Here is a 20,494-nt window from a genome sequence, read left to right as displayed (position 1 = left end):
TCTTTCTCTTGATCACGGAAGAACCGCCGGTGCCTGCTGTGGCCAGCACCGGCGGCGGTCCGCAGCGGTAGAGGGTTATGCGTTCAGCGGGACTAGCTGTCCTTCTTGCCCTCGTCGTTGAGGCGCTTGAGGGTTTCGTCGGGAGTTTCCACCGGCGTGGTGGCGGTGCTGCCGCCCTCACGGCCCGTCAGGGAAGAGGCATCGTCCGGAACGGCCGGCGCAGCGGGCTCCGGCTCAACGGCCGCGGGTTCGACGATCTTGGTGACAGCCTGGCGGTGGACGGTGGCGAGGTTGCCAGGGGAAAGTTCCAGGGTGACCTTGTTTTCGGCGTCGTCCACGGCGACAATCCGGCCGAAAAGGCCGAAGCTGGTCATGACGTCGACGCCGGGGCCGAACTTCGACTGGAGCTCCGCCTGCTGCTGCTGCGTCTTCTTATTGCGCCGGAACATCATGAAGATGAAAACTCCGAGCATGACGAACAGGAGAATTGACATTGGATCCAAGGGGAATTCCGTTCCTTAATTGCCGAACCGATTTTCCGGCGACGTCCGCCCCGTTCCGCCAGTGGCCGGGCTGACAGGCACAAGCCTGACGGAATCCCTTCCCCACCGAGGCGGCCAGTTGAATGGCGCCGGCGAAACATGGGCCCGGACGTGCCGAGCGTCATACCAGTCTAAGGGGAAAAACTGAAGGGAGCCTGTTATTGGCTTTCCGGGGCCCAGTCTTCGGATGCTGCGGCGGCATCGGAGTCGGGATCGAAGAGCTCCAGCTGCTCCTGCGCAAAGACTCCGGTGGGGATGGCGTAGCCGAGGTGCGTCCACGCCGGTGCCATGGCGATCCGGCCGCGTGGCGTACGGCCCAACAGGCCTTCCCTGACCAGGAAAGGCTCAGCCACCGTTTCCACGGTCTCCGTTTCCTCGCCAACGGCGATGGCCAGAGTGGACAGCCCCACCGGCCCGCCGCCGAACTTGGTGATGAGCGCCTCAAGGACTGACCGGTCCAGGCGGTCCAGGCCCTTCTTGTCCACCTCGTACATGTCCAGTGCGGCGGACGCTGCACGGGCATCGATCTGCTCGATTTCATGGACCAGGGCCCAGTCCCGGACCCGCCGCAGCAGGCGGTTGGCGATTCGGGGGGTGCCGCGCGACCGCCCGGCAATTTCCGTGAACCCGGCCGAGTTCACCTTGAGGTCCAGCAGGCCCGCCGAACGGCGGAGGACCAGTTCCAGCTCCTGGACGGAGTAGAACTCCAGATGCCCGGTGAAGCCGAAGCGGTCGCGCAGCGGTCCGGGAAGCAGGCCGGCCCGGGTGGTGGCACCCACCAGGGTGAAGGGCGGGAGTTCCAGCGGAATGGCCGTGGCCCCGGCCCCCTTGCCCACCACGATGTCCACACGGAAGTCCTCCATGGCCATGTAGAGCATTTCTTCGGCTGGCCGGGACATGCGGTGGATTTCGTCGAGGAACAGCACCTCGCCCTCGGACAGCGAGGAGAGGATGGCGGCAAGGTCGCCGGCGTGCTGGATGGCCGGGCCGCTGCTGATGCGCAACGGGGCGTTCATCTCGGACGCGACAATCATGGCGAGGGTGGTCTTGCCCAGGCCGGGCGGGCCGGAGAAGAGCACATGGTCCGCACTGCGGCCGCGCATCCGGGAGGCCTTCAGCACCAGGGACAGCTGCTTGCGCACCCGGTGCTGGCCCACGAAGTCGTCCAGGTTCTTGGGCCGAAGGGCGGCTTCGATGGTACGCTCTTCCGGCTCCTCCCCTGCCGCCACCAATGACGCTTCAGCCACGGCTGCCTACGCGGTTGCCCGCCCTGGCGCCGTCCTGGCCCAGCCAGCGCAGCGTGGTCCGGAGGATTTCGGGGACGTTGCCGCGGAAGGACACCTCCGGCTCATCCGCCAGGGCTTTGTCAATGCTGGATGAGGCGTCTTTTTCGGACCAGCCGAGGCTGGTCATCGCCGCCACCACCTGGGGCTTCCATGATGCCTCTGCGGCCGTGGGGGCGGCTGCGGAACCGGCGGTGCCGTGCGGAACCAGTTTCCCGGCCAGCTCCAGCACGATCCGGCCCGCCACCTTGGGTCCGATGCCGGGCACCTTCGTAAAGGTCTTGCTGTCCCCGGTGTGCGCGGCAACCCGGATCGCTTCGGGATCGTGGACCGCCAGGACGGCAAGGGCAAGCCGCGGCCCGACGCCGCTGACGCTGAGCAGCACGTCGAACACTTCCCGCTCGTCATCAGTGGCAAATCCGAAGAGAGTCAGGGAGTCCTCCCGGACAATCAGGGACGTGAACAGTTTGCCTTCCTCGCCGGTGCGCAGTCCGCTGAGGGTCTGCGGCGTGGCGAACACGCTCATTCCGGCGCCGTTGAGGTCGATGACGGCCGTGGACAGGCCTACGTGCGCTACGGTTCCGCGGAGGAAACTGATCAAGGCCGGGGCTCCTGGTGTAGGCCGGATCCCGCGTGGGACCGGCTATCCGAACATATCTACGAATACCCTAGCAAGGGGCCGAGACATTCAGCGGGCACGCCGCGCCTTCGCCTCGGCGGCTGCCCAAGCCTGCTGCGCAGGTGTCAACGCGGAGCTGCCGGGACCGGTGGTGGCGGCAGTCGCGCCGCTCCCGGCCCGCCAGGCGTGGGTAATGGCGAGGGCCAGGGCGTCGGCGGCGTCGGCCGGACGCGGCGGCGCTTCCAGGCGAAGGATCTTGGTGACCAGCTTGGTCACGGCGTCCTTATTGGACGAGCCGCTGCCCGTCACCGCGGCTTTGACTTCCGACGGCGTATGCAGGGCCACCGGGATCCCCCGGCGGGCTGCTGCGGCGATCACCACCCCGGACGCCTGCGCCACGCCCATCACGGTACTGACGTTCAGTTGCGAAAAAACACGTTCGACGGCGAGGACCTGGGGCTCGTAGCGGTCAAGCCATTCGTCGATTGCCGTGGCGATCACCAGCAGCCGCTGGTCCAGGGTCTCCTCCGGGGAAGTCCCGACCACGCCGACGGCCACCATCGTTGCCCGCCGGTTCCGCTCGACGTCCACGACGCCGATCCCGCAGCGGGTGAGGCCGGGGTCCACCCCCAGCACACGCAGTGTCACGCGTGCGGGAAGCGGGCGGCCGGGCCCTGTTCAGCAGGCAAGGCCGGACGTCACTCTGATTCCAGGGCGGCCTGGACTTCGTCGCTGAGGTCGGCGTTGGTGTAGACGTTCTGGACGTCGTCGAGGTCCTCGAGCGCGTCGGACAGCTTCAGGAACTTGCGGGCTCCGTCCAGGTCCAGGTCCACCTGCATGGAGGGTACGAACTCCACTTCGTCGGTGTCGTATTCGATGCCGGCTTCTTTCAGCGCCTCCCGAATCGCGGGCAGGTCACCCGGCTCCGAGTGGATTTCGAAGCTGTCGCCGTTGTCCTTGACTTCCTCGGCGCCGGCATCCAGCACTGCCATCAGGACGTCGTCCTCGGAGAGGCCGTTCTTGGGCAGCGTCACCACGCCCTTGCGGGTGAACAGGTAGCTGACGGAGCCGGGATCGGCAATGGTGCCGCCGTTGCGGGAAATAGCCAGGCGCACCTCGGAGGCGGCACGGTTCTTGTTGTCAGTGAGGCACTCGATCAGCAGCGCCGAACCCTGGGGCCCGCGTGCCTCATACATGATCTCGGTGTAGTCCACCACTTCACCGGTGAGGCCGGCACCGCGCTTGATGGCACGGTCGATGTTGTCGTTGGGGACCGAGGTCTTCTTCGCCTTGGTGACTGCCAGTTCCAGGCCGGGGTTGCCGGCGAGGTCCGGCCCGCCCATACGGGCTGCAACTTCGATGTTCTTGATCAGCTTGGCGAACGACTTTGCGCGGCGGCTGTCAATGATCGCCTTCTTGTGCTTGGTCGTCGCCCATTTGGAGTGGCCTGACATGCTTTACGCTTCTCCTCTGATCATCCGGATAAAGAGTTCGTGTACGCGTTTCTCCCCAGTCACTTCCGGGTGGAAGGAGGTGGCCAGCAACTGGCCCGAACGCACAGCAACAATTCTAGCTGTCCCCGGCAGGGGGGCGGCGTGGGACGCATGCTCCGGCTCGGCGGGTTCCACCTGCGCCAGCACCTCAACGTCCGGGCCTACCCGCTCCACCCAGGGGCCGCGGATGAACACGGCGTGGACGGGCGGGACGCCCGCATCCGTGGCGCTGAAGTCCAGGCCCTTGAAGTCCAGGTCCGTTTCGAACGAGTCCCGCTGACGGCCGAAGGCGTTGCGGCGCACCGTCATGTCCAGGCCGCCGAAGGTCTGCTGCGGGGCGCCGGAGAGGTCGGTGGCCGGGTCGGCGATGTCCGAGGCGAGCAGGATCATGCCGGCGCAGGAACCATAAACCGGCAGTCCTTCGGCAATGCGCTCCCGCAGGGGTTCGGCCAGGTCGAAGGCCCGCGCCAGCTTGTCGATTGCGGTTGATTCGCCGCCGGGAATGATGAGCCCGTCCAGGCCGTCCAGCTCCTTGGGCCGGCGGATGCCCACGGCTTCGGCGCCGGTGGCCTCAGCGGCCCGGAGGTGCTCCCGGAAGTCACCCTGGAGCGCCAGCACGCCGATCCGCAGGCCTGCACCAACGCGCGCGGAAGCGGCGGAAAGGGAATTTGTCATCCATCCAGCATACGGGCCCGCGCCCTGCCGCCGGGTCCGCCGGGAGCAGCCCGCGGCGGTTGCATGCCGTTGCTGGGATATATTCGAAACATGGTTTCCCTCAGTGTTCCGCTCGGCAAGCTGGTCCGCCGGGCCACCCGGCTCCGGGGCGGCGGCTCCGCCCTGCCGGGCCTGGTGGTCGAAAAAATCGATCCCGGCTTTATGCGGCGGACGCTCAGCACCCTCCCCCATGGCGTTGCGGTGGTGAGCGGCACCAACGGAAAGACCACCACCACCAAGATGGTGGTGGAACTGCTGGAGAGCCAGGGGCTCAGGGTCTTCACCAACCGCACCGGCAGCAATTTCACGCGCGGCGTTGCAGCTGCCCTGCTGGGTGAGGTGGACTGGCGCGGCAGGCTCGACGCCGATATCGCCGTCCTGGAACTCGATGAAGCCCACGCCGTCCACTTCGTCAACAGCGTCCCGCCCCGGTACTGCCTCCTCCTGAATGTCCTGCGGGACCAGTTGGACCGGTTCGGCGAAATCGACAAGACAGCCCAGTTGCTCCAGCAGATTGCCGCCAAGACCACCGGAACGGTGGTCTTGAACCGCGAGGACCCGCGGGTGGCAAGGATCGCCGACACCCTTACCGGGCAGGACGTGAAGTACTTCGGGCTGGACGAGTCACTGCTGGGCACCTTCCCCAACGACGACGACATGCGCGCCGCCCCCGGAAGCCCCGCCCCGGCGGGCCTTTCGGAGAAGCCGGCAGCCGACGTCGTACTCCGCAAGGTGGGTGCGGACACCGCCGAATTCGAGTACGACGGCGGCACGGTCACCACGTCGATGAAGCTTCGGGGCGTCTACAACATTTTCAACGCAGCGGCCGCCCTGACCCTGGCCAGGAGCATCTGCGGCGCCGGCGCCGCCACCGCTGACCACGAAACGCTGCTGGAGGCATTGTCCCAGGTGGCGCCGGCCTTCGGACGCGGCGAGAGCCTCACCGTGGACGGCCAGCCCCTGGACCTGGTACTGGTCAAGAACCCCAGCGGTTTCCGGCTCGGCCTGAAGTCGTTCCCGGCGGGCGGTTACGCCACGATGATTGCCATCAACGACAACTATGCCGACGGCCGGGACATGTCCTGGCTGTGGGACGTGGAGTTCGATTCCCTGCATGCGGAGGGCGTGGACCAGCTCACCGGATCCCGCGCCTACGACATGGCCCTGCGGCTCCAGTATGACGAGGTTCCTTTCGGATCAGTCCAGCCCGAGATCGCACCGGCGCTGGCCTCCTTCATCCGGGAAGCTTCCGGCAAGCCCAAGCGGATCTTCTGCACGTACACCGCCATGCTGGCCATCCGCCGCGAACTGTCCAAGATCACCACCGTGGAGGTTGTCTCGTGAGTTCCGAAACACCCGCCACCGGACCCGTTGAAGGACAGGGCAAGGGGACCCTCCGTGTGGTCCAGCTCTATCCGCGGGACATGAACATCTACGGCGACTGGGGCAACGCGCTGGTCCTGCAGCGGCGCATCAGCTGGCACGGCTACACGCCCGAACTGCTTGAATACAACGTGGGCGACCCCTTCCCGGAAGACGTGGACATCATCGTGGGCGGAGGCGGCCAGGACAGCGGGCAGCTCATCATCCAGGACGACCTCCAGGACCGGGCCCCCGAGCTGAAGGGCCTGGCGGAGGACGGCGCGCCCATGCTGCTGATCTGCGGCCTGTACCAGCTCTTCGGACGGTTCTTCAAGACCCGCACTGGTGCCGTCATCCCCGGCATCGGCGTCCTCGACGTCGAGACCCACGGCACCGATGAGCGGCTGATCGGCAACGTCAAAGTCTCCACACCCGAGTTCGGTGAAGTCCTCGGCTACGAAAACCACAGCGGCCAGACCACGCTGGGAGAGGGTGTCCGTCCCCTGGGCACCACCGCCAAAGGGACCGGAAACAACAGCAGTGACGGGCATGAGGGCGCGCGCTACCGGAACATCGTTGCAAGCTACCTGCACGGTTCGCTGCTGCCGAAAAACCCGGCCATCGCCGATTTCCTGATCCGCACGGCGGCGGAGCGCAGGTATGGAACGTTCGAGCCCGGCCACCCGGACGACAGGTTTGCCGAGCTGGCAAGGGAACACGCAGCCCGGCGTCCCCGCTGAACCGCCTACGGCTCGCGGCTGATGAGCAGCTCGTGGGCTCCGGCAGCCGCTGCCCCCATTGACTCCACCACTGCCTGCGTGCGCTGCCGGGTTGCGGCATCCGCTTCCGGCCCTGCGCAGGGACCCTGCGGCGCGTCCGAAGCCACCGAACACCAGCGGTAGGGATCGCGGACAATGACCGACGGCGCCCACGCGAGATCGGTGACCGTCCACTTACCGGAACCGTCCTGGCCGAACTGTGCCCGGACCAGCAGGCCTTCGTTGTTCACCACGTACCAGGGCGAGAGTTCCGTGACCCCGTTGCCCAGACCGTAGACGATCCAGGTTCCGTTGTAATTTTCGATCGGCAGGACCGAGTGCGTGTGGTGCCCGTACACCAGGTTGAACTGGCCGCTGTCAGCCAGCGCGTGGGCAACCTCCTGCTGCTGTGCGTTCGGTGCGGTGGCGTACTCGTCGCCGGCGTGCATCGCGCCCAGGACGATGTCCGCGCCCAGGGCCCTGGCCTTTTCCGCCTTGGCGATCATGGCCGGCGCGTCCAGCATGTCCACCTGCCACGGGTACTCGGCGGTGAGTCCGTTGAGCCCGTAGGTGGCCTGGATGACAGCCACCTTGGCGGCCGCAGTTTCCAGGATCAGGATCCCCTGCGACTCATTCTCAGTGCGGTACGAGCCTGTGTGCTTGAGACCCGCCGCGTCCAGGGCATCGAGGGTGCGCAGCAGCCCGTCGGTGCCGCGGTCGATGGTGTGGTTGCTCGCCGTCGTACATGCCTGGTAGCCCACCGCCTTTGAAGCCGAGATGATCTGCGGCGGGACGTTGAAGGAGGGATAAGCGGAGAATGGCCCCTCCGGTCCGGCCACCGGCGTTTCCTGGTGGCAGATGGCAAGATCGCTCCTGCTGATGTAGCGGCGCTGGCCCTCCAGCAGCGGCACAAAATCAAGGCCGGGTTTTCCGGCGGCGGCGGCATCCTGCTGCGCCTGCTGCCACAGCTCGGTGTGGACCAGCATATCGCCGGTGACCAGGACCGAGGTGCACCTCAGCACCGGGCACGCCGGCCCATTCCCGGGAGTGGGAGCCGGTGTGGGTGTGGAGTCAGGGGGCGGCGTCCCGGTTTGCTCGGCCGTACCAGGTTGGGCAGTTCCAGCCTGGACCGATTCGGCCGGCTGCGGCGGCGCACCGTTCTGTTCAGCGAGCAGGCCGCAGCCCGCCAGCACACCTGTCAAGCCCAGCGCTCCGGCCAACGACAATGCCACGACGCGGGCGCGCCAGCGCCCGGCCGCCCCGGCGGCTATGGTCCCCATACCCGTCATTGTAGGGATGGCCGCCGTCTGCATACGGCATTGTTGCCACATTGAGAAGCGTGGCTTGCTGTGAAAGGTTTACCCCATGATGAACCCCCTCCTGGCTCCCAGCCTCCTCCCCTACGGACTCCCGCCGTTCAGATCGATCGAGGATTCGCACTACGCCGAAGCCATCGAAGCCGGACTAGCCGAACACCTCGCTGAGATCCAGGTGATCGTGGATAACCCTGAGCCTGCCGATTTCGAGAACACGGTGGTGGCGATGGAACGGTCCGGGCGGTTGCTGGAGCGGGCCGCGGCGCCGTTCTTCACCCTGGTGTCAGCCCACGCGTCCGAACGGATCCGGGAGCTGGAAACCGAATTTTCGCCGCGGTTTTCCGCGCACCAGGACGAGGTCTTCCTGAACCGCGCACTGTTTGAAAGGTTCGCTTCCGTTGATGCCTCCGGACACGATCCCGAGCAGGCGCGCCTGCTGGAGGAGTACCTGAAGGAGTTCCGCCAGTCCGGCATCCAGCTGGACGGGCCTGGGCAGGAGCGGCTCCGGGCAATCAACGCCGAGTTGGCCCGCCTTGGCACGGAGTTTGGCCAAAGGGTCAAGGAAGGCATGAAGTCGGCTGCCCTCCTGCTGGACAGCCCTGCCGAACTTGCGGGCCTGCCGGCAGATGATGTGGCCAGTGCTGCGGAAGCGGCCCGCGATGCGGGACACGATGGCAAGTACCTGCTTACTCTCGTCCAGCCGGTAAACCAGCCTGCCCTTGCCTCGCTGGCGGACCGGAGCGTGCGGCGCCGCCTGTTTGAGGCGTCGGTTGCGCGGGGCAGCAGCGGCGGGGAACTGGATGTCCTTGACCTGGCGCGTCGGATGGCCGGCCTGCGGGCCGAGAAGGCGTCCCTCCTGGGATACGACAACTACGCCGAACTGGTGGTGGACCGGCAGACCGCTCCGGACTTCGGGGCCGTCCAGTCCATGCTTGGCCGGTTGGCGCCGGCAGCCGTCCGGAACGCCGACGCCGAGGCAAAGGCACTGGCCGGCGTCGCGGGCCATCCGCTGGAGGCCTGGGACTGGGCCTACTACTCCGCGAAGGTCCGGAAGGACAGGTACGACGTCGACGAACAGGCGCTCCGGCCGTATTTCGAGCTGGACACCGTGCTGGTGGACGGCGTGTTCCATGCCGCCACCTCCTTGTACGGCATCACCTTCCAGGAACGGACTGACCTTGCCGGCTACCATCCCGACGTCCGGGTCTGGGAGGTCCGCAACGAGGACGGGAGCGGGCTGGGACTGTTCCTGGGCGACTACTACAGCCGGGAGTCCAAGCGCGGCGGCGCGTGGATGAATTCCCTTGTGGACCAGTCAGGCCTGCTGGGCACCCGCCCCGTGGTGATCAACAACCTAAACATTTCCAAGCCGCCGACTGGCGAACCCACGCTGCTGACCCTGGACGAGCTCCGCACGGCGTTCCACGAGTTCGGGCACGCCCTGCACGGGCTCCTGTCCAACGTCACGTACCCCAGGTTCTCCGGCACGTCTGTCCCCCGGGACTTTGTGGAGTATCCCTCGCAGGTCAACGAGATGTGGATCATGTGGCCGGACGTGCTGTCCAACTACGCCCGGCACCATGTCACCGGGGAGCCGCTTCCGCAGGACATCGTGGACCGCCTGGAAGAATCCCGGCTCTGGGGTGAAGGCTTTGCCACCACGGAATACCTCGGCGCGGCGCTGCTGGACCTGGCCTGGCACACGCTGGAGCCGGGCAACGTCCCGGAGGACGCGCTTGAGTTCGAGGCGAAGGCCCTCGCGGCAGCGGGGATGGCCCATCCGCTGATTCCGCCGCGGTACCGGACGGGCTATTTCCAGCACATTTTTGCGGGTGCGGGGTATGCCGCCGGCTACTACTCCTACATCTGGAGTGAAGTGCTGGACGCCGAAACGGTGGACTGGTTCAGCGAGAACGGTGGCCTCACCCGGGCGAACGGTGAACGGTTCCGCCAGGAGCTCCTCTCGCGCGGCAACAGCCGCGACCCCCTGGACTCCTTCCGGGTCCTGCGCGGCCGCGATGCCAGCCTGGAGCCCCTCCTGAAGCGCCGCGGCCTCGAGTAACAACATCCCGAGTTTTTGTCCAGATATGGTGACTTGGGACGCCCAGAAGTCCCCATATCTGGACGAAAACTCCAAGGAAAACGAACGACGCCGGTCCCCCACCGCACAGGGTGGGGAACCGGCGTCGTCAATTAAGGCACCAGGCGACACGCAGCGCCGGACGGTGTGGTCCGGCAGCGTGCGTAAAAGGGGCCCCGCCCCCGGCCATCGCCTGTATGGCGGCAGCGGGAGGCGGGGAATAGCACGCAGAGGATCGCGCCGTCCGGCGCCCCAAAAGCGCTAAGGCAGAATTACCAGCCGCGCTCGGCCAGGCGGTGCGGCTGGGGGATCTCGTCGACGTTGATACCCACCATGGCTTCACCCAGGCCGCGGGAGGCCTTGGCGATGACGTCAGGATCGTCGAAGAAGGTGGTGGCCTTGACGACGGCGGCCGCGCGCTGGGCAGGGTTGCCGGACTTGAAGATGCCGGAGCCGACGAACACACCGTCGGCACCGAGCTGCATCATCATCGCGGCGTCGGCCGGGGTGGCGATACCGCCGGCGGTGAACAGCACCACGGGAAGCTTGCCGGTGGAGGCTACTTCCTTGACCAGTTCGTACGGTGCCTGCAGTTCCTTGGCGGCGACGTAGAGCTCGTCCTCGGGCAGGGCGGCGAGCTTGAGCAACTCGGCACGGATCTGGCGCATGTGCGTGGTGGCGTTGGAGACGTCGCCGGTGCCGGCCTCGCCCTTGGAGCGGATCATGGCCGCGCCCTCGTTGATGCGGCGCAGCGCCTCACCGAGGTTGGTGGCACCGCAGACGAAGGGAACGGTGAAGTTCCACTTGTCGATGTGGTTGGTGTAGTCGGCCGGGGTGAGGACCTCGGACTCGTCAATGTAGTCGACGCCGAGGGACTGCAGGACCTGGGCTTCGACGAAGTGGCCGATCCGGGCCTTGGCCATGACCGGGATGGACACGGCGTCGATGATCTGGTCGATCATGTCGGGATCGGACATGCGGGACACGCCGCCCTGGGCGCGGATGTCGGCCGGCACGCGTTCGAGCGCCATGACAGCAACGGCACCGGCGTCTTCGGCGATGCGGGCCTGTTCGACATTGACGACGTCCATGATGACGCCGCCCTTGAGCATCTCGGCCATGCCACGCTTCACGCGGCTGCTGCCCGTGACGCTGTTCGCGGAGGAACCGGCCTCGCTGCTTACATCAGGTGTAGACACAAAAACCCCTATGGGTAGATAGATGACCTTCGCCGGGCGTGCAGGCGGCAAGTGCCGGACTGTGCACACACGGATAGTGCCGGATCCATTGACCGGGCAGTCCTAATACTAGTCCCACCAGGGCCGGGCGGCTTAATCATGCTTAATCAGCGGGCGTCGGTTCCGCCTGTGCCTGCCGGCGGACGGACAACACGCGCTGCACAACGGTGATGAAGCTGGCCAGGGCGAGCAGCGCGAGGGTGGCCAGGAGCACCACGGGTGGCAGGCCCACGCCGGTCAGGCCGGTAACCACCAGCACTGAAACCAGGCGTTCCGCACGCTCGGCGATTCCCACGTTCGCGGTGAACCCGAGGGACTCCGCCTTGGCCCTGGCATAGGACACCACCATGCCAAGGACCAGGCAGATCATGGCAGCAACTGCTATGGGGGTATCCGCCCCGCCCGTGAAGAACCAGATGGCCAGGCCGGCAAAGAGCGCGCCGTCGGCGATGCGGTCCAGGGTGGAGTCGAGGAAGTTTCCCCACCGGCTTTTCACATCCTGCATCCTGGCCATGATGCCGTCCAGGACGTCGGAGAAGATGAATGCGGTGATGAACAGTGTTCCCCAGAACAGCTGCCCCAGGGGATAGAACACCAGTGCGCCCACAACAACTCCGGCAGTGCCAATGACGGTAACGGCGTCCGGCGAGACGCCCATCCTCAGGAGCCAGCGGGCCAGCGGGGTGAACAGCGCGGTGAAGAATCCGCGCGCGTGCCTATTCAGCATCCGTCTCCCCGGGCCAGGCGTCGGCCACCTGCTGGCGGACCTCGTCGAGGGTCTGCGTGATGGCCTTGGTCTGGGCGATGATCGGGAAGAAGTTCCCGTCCCCGCCCCAGCGTGGAACCACGTGCTGGTGCAGGTGGGCGGCGATGCCGGCACCGCCCACCACGCCCTGGTTCATCCCCAGGTTGAACCCGCCGGGGTTCGCCACTTTCCGCAGCACGCGCATGGCGGTCTGCGTGAGGTCGGCAAACTCAGCGGTTTCCTCAAGGGTCAGGTCCGTGTAATCAGGAATGTGGCGGTAGGGGCACACCAGCAGGTGCCCCGGATTGTAGGGGAAGAGGTTCAACACCACGTAGCAGGTCTTGCCGCGGTGGACGATGAGCGCATCCTCGTCCGTGCGGCCCGGCCCCAGGCAGAAAGGGCAGTCGTTTTCGTTCTTGAACTGGTGCTGGCCGCCCTTGATGTAGGCCATGCGGTGCGGAGTCCACAGGCGCTGGAAGGCGTCGGGGACACCGGCGAGGGCAAAGTCGTCGGTAACGCCGGCATCCCCTGGATACCCTGCGCCTGTGTTCTCCTGCACGCTGCTGGTTCCGTTCCGCTAGCTGGTCCGGTTACGGACGGCTTCCGTGATCCGCTTGATTGCCTCGGCCACCGGAACACCGTTGTCCTGGCTTCCGTCACGGAAGCGGAAGGACACGGCACCTGCCTCGGCGTCGTCCCCGCCGGCAATCAGCACGAACGGGATCTTGTCCTTGCTGGCCGTGCGAATCTTCTTCGGGAAGCGGTCCGACGACGTATCCACCTCGGCGCGGATGCCTGCCGCCTTAAGCTGGTCGACGACGTCGAACATGTACTCGTTGAAGGCTTCCGCAACGGGGATGCCCACCACCTGGACGGGCGCCAGCCAGGCCGGGAACGCGCCGGCGTAGTGTTCGGTCAGCACGCCCATGAACCGCTCCACGGAGCCGAAGAGCGCGCGGTGGATCATCACCGGCCGCTGCCGGCTGCCGTCCGCTGCCTGGAACTCCAGTTCGAAGCGCTCGGGCAGGTTGAAGTCCAGCTGGATGGTGGACATCTGCCAGGTGCGGCCCAGGGCGTCCTTCGCCTGCACGGAGATCTTGGGTCCGTAGAAGGCTGCTCCGCCCGGGTCCGGAACAAGTTCCAGCCCCGACTCCTGCGCAACCTCGGCGAGGGTCCTGGTGGCCTCTTCCCAGGCGGCGTCTTCGCCGACATACTTTTCCGGGTCCTTCGTGGATAGCTCCAGGTAAAAGTCGTTCAGGCCGTAGTCCTTGAGCAGGTCCAGGACGAATGTCAGGGTCTTGGTGAGCTCGTCCTTCATCTGTTCGCGGGTGCAGTAGATGTGGGCGTCGTCCTGTGTCATTCCGCGGACCCGGGTGAGGCCGTGGACAACGCCGGACTTCTCATAGCGGTAAACGGATCCGAATTCGAACAGGCGCAGGGGCAGTTCCCGGTAGGACCGGCCGCGGGACCTGAAGATCAGGTTGTGCATGGGGCAGTTCATCGGCTTCAGGTAGTAGTCCTGGGCCGGCTTGCGCACGGTGCCGTCCTCGTTCAGTTCGGCGTCCACCTGCATGGCCGGGAACATGCCGTCCTTGTACCAGTCGAGGTGGCCGGAAACCTCGTAGAGGTGGCCTTTCGTGATGTGCGGCGTGTAGACGAACTCGTAGCCCGCCTCGACGTGGCGCTGGCGTGAGTAGTCCTCCATCTCCTTGCGGATGATGCCGCCCTTGGGGTGGAAGACGGGCAGGCCGGAGCCCAGCTCGTCCGGGAAGGAGAAGAGGTCCAGTTCCGAGCCGAGCTTCCGGTGGTCGCGGCGTTCTGCCTCGGCGAGCCGCTCCTGGTACGCCTTGAGCGCGTCCTTGGTGGGCCAGGCGGTGCCATAGATGCGCTGCAGCTGCTGGTTCTTCTGGTTGCCCAGCCAGTAGGCGGAGGATGACCGGGTCAGGGCAAAGGCGTTGGAGATGAGCTTGGTGTTGGGCAGGTGCGGCCCGCGGCAGAGGTCGCACCAGACGGTGGTGCCGTCCTTGCGCTCCACGTTGTCGTAGATGGTGATGTCACCGGCACCCACCTCGACGTTCACGCCTTCACCGGCCTCGGCGGCGTCGTTCTTCTTGCCCAGCAGCTCCAGCTTGTAAGGCTCGTTCTTCATGGCCTCACGGGCTTCGTCCTCGTTGACCACGCGGCGGACGAACTTCTGGTTCTGGTTGATGATCTTCTGCATCATCTTCTCGAGGGTCTTGAGGTCCTCGGGGGTGAACGGCTCTGCGACATCGAAGTCGAAGTAGAAGCCGTCGGTGATGTAGGGGCCGATTCCCAGCTTGGCGTCCGGCCGCAACTGCTGGACTGCCTGGGCCATGACGTGGGCGGTGGAGTGGCGGAGCACGTTCAGCCCGTCAGGGGAATCGATGGTGACGCCTTCGACGTCGGCGCCCTCGGGAAGTTCCTGGTCCAGGTCCTTCAGTTCGCCGTTGACGCGGGCCACAACTACATCGCGGCGCTCAAAGAAGAGTTCCGCACCGGTTGTCCCGGTAGTCACCTTGGTCTCTTCGCCATCGACGACGAGGGTGATCTGCTGGGCATCTGACACGGGTGTCTCCTATTCAAAGTTCAGGCTTCATAGCTTGTGGCGTACGGGGACCACAGCCAGCCATCGTCAATGCTATCTGTTCGGGGATAGGCCGACCAACGCGGCGCACGGCAGTGTCAGCCGTTGAATCCGGTAATGGCGAGGCTTCTGCTGATCCCGTCCAGAGGATGTGGCACGTCCGGCGCCTGGGCTGCGGGATCCGGGAACGGCAGGGTTTCGGTCCGGCTCAGGTCCCAGGCCATGCTGGCACTCAAACTGATTCCCCGGGGACCGGTCCGCCGGGTGGTACCCCTGATCAGGAGCAGCCGGGTGCCGAACAGGAGCATCCCAGCTTTTTCCTGGGCCTCGTGGAAGAAGACAGAGTCAACACAGCCGGTGCCGTCGTCGATGCTGATGAACACCACCCGCCTGCCGCCCCGCATGGGAGGCGTCTGGGTGGCCACACGCACCCCGGCCACCAGGACCTCCGTACCGTTGCGCAGGCCCAGCAGTTTGTCTGCGGTGGTGACGCCCAGCCTGTCCAGCAGGGGCCGGTGGCTGTCCATCAGGTGGGTACTGACGTCCACCGCCATCAGGTCAAGCTCTGCCCGGACGTTTTCCACCAGGGTTGGTTCCGGCAGTCCCGGGGCGACATTCCGGAGTTCAACATCCCCAAGGGGCAGCGGTAACTGTCCCTCCAGGACCTCGACGCCTTTCCTGCTGCTGCCGGACGCCTGGAGCTTCTGCAGATGCTGCACCAGGTCTGCCCGGTTGGCAGTACCTCCCGCCTCCCGGTGCAGTGAATCGAAGGCACCCAGCTGCGCGAGCCTTTTGATGTTTGGCTTGCTGATTTTCGACCTTGCCCGGAGGTCGGCCAGCGATTCGTACGGCTGTCCGGCAACGATTCTCTTCAACTCTGTCCTGGAGAGCCCGTAAATACCGTTGAGGCTCAGCCGGATACCGAGTTTTCCGGCGTCAGGGCCGGACTGGACCCGCTCCACCCGGTACTCAGCCTTGCTGAGGTTGATATCAAGAGGAAGGATAGGGATGCCCAGCCTTCTCGCCTCGGCAACCAGCAGCCGTTTGGGGTACATGCCCGGATCGTGCTCCCACAGCCCGGCAAGGAATGCCTCGGGGTGGTGGGTTTTCAGCCAGGCTGACTGGTAGGTGGGCACAGCGAAGGCCGCACCGTGGGCTTTGCAGAAACCGAAGCTGGCAAAGGATTTAAGGGTGTCCCAAACCTTGTCAACGACGTCTGCTGAATACCCCTTCACTTTTGCCTTCCTTCGGAAATAATCTTCGACGCCGGCTTCGCCTTCTTCGCTGCTCAGGGCCCTGCGGAACTCGTCCGCTTTGGCCAAGCCGCACCCGGTCATGACGTCGAACGTCCTCAGGATCTGCTCGTGGAACACGGTCACGCCGTGTGTTTCCGCCAGCACCGGTTTCAGGTCGGGGTGGGGGTAGACCTCCGGGGCAAACCCGTGCCGGTGTTCAAGGAAGGGCCGCACCATATCCGACTTCATGGGCCCGGGCCGGAACAGCGAAATATCGATGATGAGGTCGTTGAATTCACGCGGGGCCATCTTGCCGATCAGCTCGCGCTGGCCCGGTGATTCGATCTGGAAGCAGCCTAAAGTGTGCGTGCTGCGGATCAGTTCGTAGGTGGGCTCGTCATCGAGCGGCACGGCGTTGAGGTCGATGTGGCCGTTGTCAGCAATATAGGCTGGTCCCGAACCATCCGCCCCGGCAGGGTGCCGGCCGGCAGTAACAACCTCATTCTTTGAAGGATGAATCCGGATGATTTCCCGGACCGCGAATGCCATGGCGCTTTGCATCCGCACACCCAGGACATCGAGCTTCAGCATGCCCATGGGGTCCATGTCGTGCTTGTCGAACTGGCTCATGGGCAGCCCCAGTCCGCTGGGCTGTACCGGGGTGCGGTCCAGGAGCGTGGCGTCACCGAGGATCACCCCACAGGGATGCATGGAGATGTGGCGTGGCAGCCGGTCAAGGCGTTCGGTCAGGTCCACCAGCAGATCGAGCTGCTGGTTGCCGTCGGCATCGCGCTGCTCAACCCTTCCGGCGAACTCCTTGAGTTCGGGCTTTTCCTGCAGCGCTTCACGGAACTTGCGGGCCGAGAAGCGCCACAGCTGCTTGGCGATCTCACCCACTTCGCCGTCATCCATGCCGAGTGCCATACCGGCATCGCGTACCGCTCCCCTGGCCCGGTAACCGTTCTGCATGCTCATCAACGTGACCCGCTCGGCACCGAACCGCTCGAAAATCCGCCGGTAGACGTTATGGCGCTCGGCACTTTCGACGTCGATGTCGATGTCCGGCAGGGTTGCCCGGTCCTGGGAGAGGAAACGCTCGAAGATCAGGTCATGCTGGAGGGGGTTCACGTGGCTGACATCGATGAGGTAGTTCACAAGGCTGGAAGCGCCGGATCCGCGGGCCGCAGCCCGGACACCCATGTCCTGGATCATCCTGGACACCTCTGCCACTGTCAGGAAGTAGGAGGAAAAACCGAGGTTCCGGATGATACGCAGTTCATGCTCAAGCCGTGACTCCATGGTTCTTTCCGCCGCCCCGCTGATGCCTGGAAACCGCCTGCCGATCCCTGCATTGCAACGCTCCACCAGCTCCTGGTGCGGGTCCTGGCTGATCCCCAGCACGGCTGTCTCCGGCACAACAGGCTGCTTCCACCCCATATCGGCAGCGGGATCAATCCGGCACAGGTCGGCGAGCGCCTCGGTCTGCGTCATCAGCTGCTTAAGGTCAGCGGCACCGTAACCTGCGGCAGCGATGATTTCCTTGCCGAGCAGGAGCATCTGGTCAGCAGACTTTAGCCAGCCCTGGCCGGTGGGTTGCAGCAGCGGTTCGGTGGCGAGCTCCGGAAGCGATTTCAGGGTCCTTGCCGAATCAAGAACGTCAGCTGTGGGTGCGCCGTCTGCAGCACAGTACCGGACTGCGTTTGTCAGGATCGCCGGTACGTGGTGTTCCTCGGCAAGCCGGAGCATGCGGACTGCGTGGGCAGTGCTCAATGGTGACCCCGGGGCGCTGAGCTGGGAGACAATCTCTGCCACCACCGTCCCGCCTGGCATGGCATCCAGCCATTGCTTAAAAAGGGTACGCGGGCGGAGATAGCGCCGGCCTCCCATTGCCCGGCCAACATCCGAATCAGGGCCGATCAGGACAGTCAGTACCGGCTTGAGGGTCTGGGGATCAAGCGTCCGGGAGGCAAGTTCGGCACGTGTCACGGCAACCGGCACCGCTCCCCCGGCTTTTCCCGTTGTCCGTGCGTGGGCATCGGAGATCAGGCGGCACAAGGCCCGATAGCCGGCACCGTTGTTGTGCCCGCGGGCAAGGACAACCACCCTGCCTGCCACCTGGGTACGGTGGTCGCCGTCGTCGTCAAGGACCGCAAGGTCAACTCCGACGATGGGATCCAAACCGGCAGCCATGCAGGCCTTAAGGTGCTTGATGGTTCCATACAGGCCGTCGCGGTCCGTGCAGGCAAGGGCGGTGGCGCCGTCCGCGGCGGCAGCCTGTGCCAGTTCATCCGGCCAGGAAACCCCATAGTGGGCGCTGAATGCGGTGGAGACGTGAAGGTGCGTGAAGCTCATGCTGTTCTGGGCCGGAGGGCATCATGGATCCGCACCAGCCGCCAGCGGCCACTGCGGATATGGCGGGAAAGGTCAAGGGTCAGTGGTTCACCGTGCGCCGTGCTTCCGGCGGCTCCACCCGGGGACGGCAATACCTGCACCCGCCAGATTTCATGGTCCACCACCCCGGGACCGCTCCCCAAAGGCGCCCTGCTGTCTTCCGCCCACCACTGCCGGCGCTCATACCAGCGCATTGGTTCGGCACAGACATCGTAGGACCTGCCGGCCCAAACAAGGCTTACAGGTTGGCCCTCAGGAGAGCACAGGACATCAACGGATTCGCTGAACATGCCCATGGCGCCTCCCGGAATAACCTGACCCTATTCGAATATGTGTTCGAACAGTTCAAGTCTACGCCCGGTTCAGCCCAATGCATAGAAAGGGGTCGCAGGGCTTCCCCGCCGTTACCGGACAAGGGGGTGGACGGAGCGGAAAGCAGGGAGCAGGATGGAGCCATGGAAACCCAAGACGCACTCCTCAAGCAGGCAAGCCTCAAGGCACAGGACTCCACCCTCGTGGCCACCTTCGACATCGACGGCACCATTCCAGGGTCCGGCGCATATGTCGTGGGAATGGTCGGGGCCACACCGGATTATTCGTCGCAACGGCGGCTGTGCATTGAGTTCATGAACGGGGAGGCCATTGCCTTCTACTCGTTCAACCGCGAACAGGGCATTGAGGAGAACTACGACCTGTCAGGTGTATCGCACTCCGAAAACACCATTACCGGGCAGTTTCCCAAGGCAGCCATCAACGGGCTGGGGCAGGGGCATGTCATCTCCGCCTTCAGTGAGGCGGACGGCCGGGAATTCCAGTCCGGCGTCCCGGTAGAGGAAGCCCTGTAAGGCTTCCTCTTTTTCTTGCCCTGGCGCGGGGTTCAGCTGGATTCTTTGTGGACCCGCATCTCGAGTTCAATGAAGCCCGAGATCATGGCCCGGTACGTGGATTCCACGATGTCCGGGTCAATGTCCTTCTTCTCAGCGGCCGAACGGACGTGTTCGATAATCCGTTCCACGCGGTCGGGCGCACGGACCTCCGCGTCGTCGCCCTTCAGGGTGCCGGCGATGCGAATCAGCCGTTCGCGGCGGGCGATGAGGGTGACGATCTGTTCATCCACCTCATCCACAGCAACCCGGACGGCAGCGAGCTGTTCTTTGTCGGCCAAAGCGTCCCGATCGTTTCCTTGAATAGTTGCCATCGTCTGACAGTATCGAAGCATGCAGCCAAGAGTCGACTTCATTTCACTGGGCGTCCGCAGCGTTCCAGCGTCCAGGGCGTTCTACGTGGATGGCCTGGGCTGGCCGGTCCACAAGGAGGTTGCCGGGGACGTGGTGTTCATCCAGGTCAACCATGGCCTGGTGCTTTCACTCTGGGACGCGGGGCAGATGCAGGCGGAAGCAGGCGTCAGCGCCCCCGGGCCGGTCCCCTGCATCACCCTCAGCCAAAACCTGGCGAGCGTTGAGGAGGTGGACCAGGTAATGGCGGAGGCGGCGGCCGCGGGTGCCGCCATTGTTGCCGAGCCGGTCACCCAGCCGTGGGGCGGCTATACAGGGTACTTCGCGGACCCGGACGGTTTCCGCTGGGAAGTGGCGTACAACCCCACCTGGGCTGTGGACGACGACGGTTCAGTCACCGTCTAAGTCAACGCCGCCGGGGCGGGGACTCCTAGAACAGCGCCTCTACGGGCCTGATCAGTTCCGGACCGTTGTTGCGCACGTTGCCCACTTCCTTGCCCACCGACTCCACGCGCCAGTCCGCAGCAACGTCCTTGACGCCGGACCGCACGAGGTCCACCAAGCCGGCGGCATCATCAGCTTCCGGGTCCAGCCAGGCCCGCATGGTGGCCTTGTCCATGGGCAGCGGAACCCGGTCATGCAGGGCAGTGAGCTTCCCGAACACTGTCGATTCTGATCCCGGGGGCGGTGTGTCCGTTGTCAGGATGGAGGTGGAAAGCATCCACTGCCCGGGCTCGCCGGCCGGCACGGAGGGGTCCCTCCACCATTCGTAGAGGCCGGCAAAGACCAGGCCCCCGTTTTCCCCGGGATGCACGTAGTAGGGCTGTTTGGTCTTCCCCGGGCCCTGCTTCCATTCGTAGTAACCGTCCGCCGGGTTA

19 protein-coding genes and 1 pseudogene are annotated in these 20,494 nt (G+C 65.2%); 5 read left to right on the top strand and 15 right to left on the bottom strand.

Annotated features, from left to right (window positions below; genetic code table 11):
* Positions 1 to 92 precede the first annotated feature (92 nt).
* From yajC to pdxT, 6 genes are all read right to left on the bottom strand, one after another.
* Positions 93 to 494, bottom strand: coding sequence for a preprotein translocase subunit YajC (gene yajC / locus AC5RU7_RS16545; protein WP_494009276.1), 402 nt, complete (start codon positions 492 to 494; stop codon positions 93 to 95).
* Positions 495 to 700: 206 nt separating this feature from the next.
* Positions 701 to 1,789, bottom strand: a complete 1,089-nt coding sequence (gene ruvB, locus AC5RU7_RS16540) for a Holliday junction branch migration DNA helicase RuvB (RefSeq protein ID WP_494053152.1) — start codon at positions 1,787 to 1,789, stop codon at positions 701 to 703.
* Positions 1,782 to 2,426 (bottom strand): Holliday junction branch migration protein RuvA, encoded by a 645-nt coding sequence (gene ruvA, locus AC5RU7_RS16535; protein WP_494009278.1) that lies wholly within the window; start codon positions 2,424 to 2,426, stop codon positions 1,782 to 1,784. Before ruvA ends, ruvB begins: the two co-directional genes overlap by 8 nt.
* 87 nt (positions 2,427 to 2,513) lie before the next feature.
* Complete coding sequence (gene ruvC / locus AC5RU7_RS16530) at positions 2,514 to 3,092, bottom strand: crossover junction endodeoxyribonuclease RuvC (RefSeq protein WP_494053151.1); 579 nt, start codon at positions 3,090 to 3,092, stop codon at positions 2,514 to 2,516.
* A gap of 50 nt (positions 3,093 to 3,142) precedes the next feature.
* On the bottom strand, positions 3,143 to 3,898 hold the full coding sequence (locus AC5RU7_RS16525; RefSeq protein WP_133347236.1) for a YebC/PmpR family DNA-binding transcriptional regulator: 756 nt from the start codon (positions 3,896 to 3,898) through the stop codon (positions 3,143 to 3,145).
* Between the two features lie 3 nt (positions 3,899 to 3,901).
* Positions 3,902 to 4,612, bottom strand: coding sequence for a pyridoxal 5'-phosphate synthase glutaminase subunit PdxT (gene pdxT, locus AC5RU7_RS16520; protein ID WP_494053150.1), 711 nt, complete (start codon positions 4,610 to 4,612; stop codon positions 3,902 to 3,904).
* Positions 4,613 to 4,702: 90 nt separating this feature from the next.
* On the opposite strand from pdxT, the gene AC5RU7_RS16515 reads away from it, so the two are divergent.
* A complete protein-coding gene (locus tag AC5RU7_RS16515) occupies positions 4,703 to 5,995 on the top strand; it encodes a MurT ligase domain-containing protein (protein WP_494053149.1) in 1,293 nt (430 codons plus the stop codon).
* Positions 5,992 to 6,753 (top strand): type 1 glutamine amidotransferase, encoded by a 762-nt coding sequence (locus tag AC5RU7_RS16510; RefSeq protein ID WP_494053148.1) that lies wholly within the window; start codon positions 5,992 to 5,994, stop codon positions 6,751 to 6,753. The genes AC5RU7_RS16515 and AC5RU7_RS16510 overlap by 4 nt, the downstream gene beginning before the upstream one ends.
* 5 nt (positions 6,754 to 6,758) lie before the next feature.
* Here the strand turns inward: AC5RU7_RS16510 and AC5RU7_RS16505 are convergent, their stop codons facing one another.
* Positions 6,759 to 8,051, bottom strand: a complete 1,293-nt coding sequence (locus AC5RU7_RS16505) for a CapA family protein (protein WP_494053147.1) — start codon at positions 8,049 to 8,051, stop codon at positions 6,759 to 6,761.
* Positions 8,052 to 8,136: 85 nt separating this feature from the next.
* Between AC5RU7_RS16505 and AC5RU7_RS16500 the strand changes: the two genes are divergently transcribed.
* On the top strand, positions 8,137 to 10,149 hold the full coding sequence (locus AC5RU7_RS16500) for a M3 family metallopeptidase (RefSeq protein WP_494053146.1): 2,013 nt from the start codon (positions 8,137 to 8,139) through the stop codon (positions 10,147 to 10,149).
* A gap of 290 nt (positions 10,150 to 10,439) precedes the next feature.
* On the opposite strand, the gene pdxS is transcribed toward AC5RU7_RS16500, so the two are convergent.
* The 6 genes from pdxS to AC5RU7_RS16470 form a co-directional block, all read right to left on the bottom strand.
* A complete protein-coding gene (gene pdxS, locus AC5RU7_RS16495) occupies positions 10,440 to 11,366 on the bottom strand; it encodes a pyridoxal 5'-phosphate synthase lyase subunit PdxS (RefSeq protein WP_494009285.1) in 927 nt (308 codons plus the stop codon).
* Between the two features lie 142 nt (positions 11,367 to 11,508).
* Complete coding sequence (gene pgsA / locus AC5RU7_RS16490) at positions 11,509 to 12,132, bottom strand: phosphatidylinositol phosphate synthase (RefSeq protein WP_494053145.1); 624 nt, start codon at positions 12,130 to 12,132, stop codon at positions 11,509 to 11,511.
* Entirely contained in the window at positions 12,122 to 12,709 is a 588-nt protein-coding gene (locus AC5RU7_RS16485; protein ID WP_494009287.1) for an HIT family protein, read from the bottom strand. The genes pgsA and AC5RU7_RS16485 overlap by 11 nt, the downstream gene beginning before the upstream one ends.
* Before the next feature lie 18 nt (positions 12,710 to 12,727).
* On the bottom strand, positions 12,728 to 14,737 hold the full coding sequence (gene thrS, locus AC5RU7_RS16480; RefSeq protein ID WP_494009288.1) for a threonine--tRNA ligase: 2,010 nt from the start codon (positions 14,735 to 14,737) through the stop codon (positions 12,728 to 12,730).
* A 116-nt stretch (positions 14,738 to 14,853) separates the two neighbouring features.
* A complete protein-coding gene (locus AC5RU7_RS16475; RefSeq protein ID WP_494053144.1) occupies positions 14,854 to 18,342 on the bottom strand; it encodes a DNA polymerase III subunit alpha in 3,489 nt (1,162 codons plus the stop codon).
* The gene (locus AC5RU7_RS16470; protein WP_494053143.1) at positions 18,339 to 18,677 is read right to left on the bottom strand and encodes a DUF6504 family protein; all 339 of its coding nucleotides are present in this window, start codon (positions 18,675 to 18,677) and stop codon (positions 18,339 to 18,341) included. The genes AC5RU7_RS16475 and AC5RU7_RS16470 overlap by 4 nt, the downstream gene beginning before the upstream one ends.
* 159 nt (positions 18,678 to 18,836) lie before the next feature.
* Between AC5RU7_RS16470 and AC5RU7_RS16465 the strand changes: the two genes are divergently transcribed.
* Positions 18,837 to 19,226, top strand: a complete 390-nt coding sequence (locus AC5RU7_RS16465; RefSeq protein WP_494053142.1) for a hypothetical protein — start codon at positions 18,837 to 18,839, stop codon at positions 19,224 to 19,226.
* Positions 19,227 to 19,258: 32 nt separating this feature from the next.
* Here the strand turns inward: AC5RU7_RS16465 and AC5RU7_RS16460 are convergent, their stop codons facing one another.
* On the bottom strand, positions 19,259 to 19,579 hold the full coding sequence (locus AC5RU7_RS16460; RefSeq protein ID WP_494009292.1) for a chorismate mutase: 321 nt from the start codon (positions 19,577 to 19,579) through the stop codon (positions 19,259 to 19,261).
* Between the two features lie 19 nt (positions 19,580 to 19,598).
* Between AC5RU7_RS16460 and AC5RU7_RS16455 the strand changes: the two genes are divergently transcribed.
* Positions 19,599 to 20,021 carry a VOC family protein gene (locus AC5RU7_RS16455; protein ID WP_494053141.1) on the top strand — a complete coding sequence of 141 codons (423 nt, stop codon included), beginning with the start codon at positions 19,599 to 19,601 and terminating at the stop codon, positions 20,019 to 20,021.
* Between the two features lie 25 nt (positions 20,022 to 20,046).
* On the opposite strand, the pseudogene AC5RU7_RS16450 reads toward AC5RU7_RS16455, so the two are convergent.
* A pseudogene (locus AC5RU7_RS16450) lies at positions 20,047 to 20,490 on the bottom strand (SOS response-associated peptidase); the annotation flags it as partial.
* Positions 20,491 to 20,494: the final 4 nt, after the last annotated feature.

This window comes from Arthrobacter sp. K410C, from assembly GCF_059090105.1.
The sequence above is the reverse complement of the archived record's forward strand: the minus strand, read 5'-3'. Positions and strand labels throughout refer to the sequence as shown.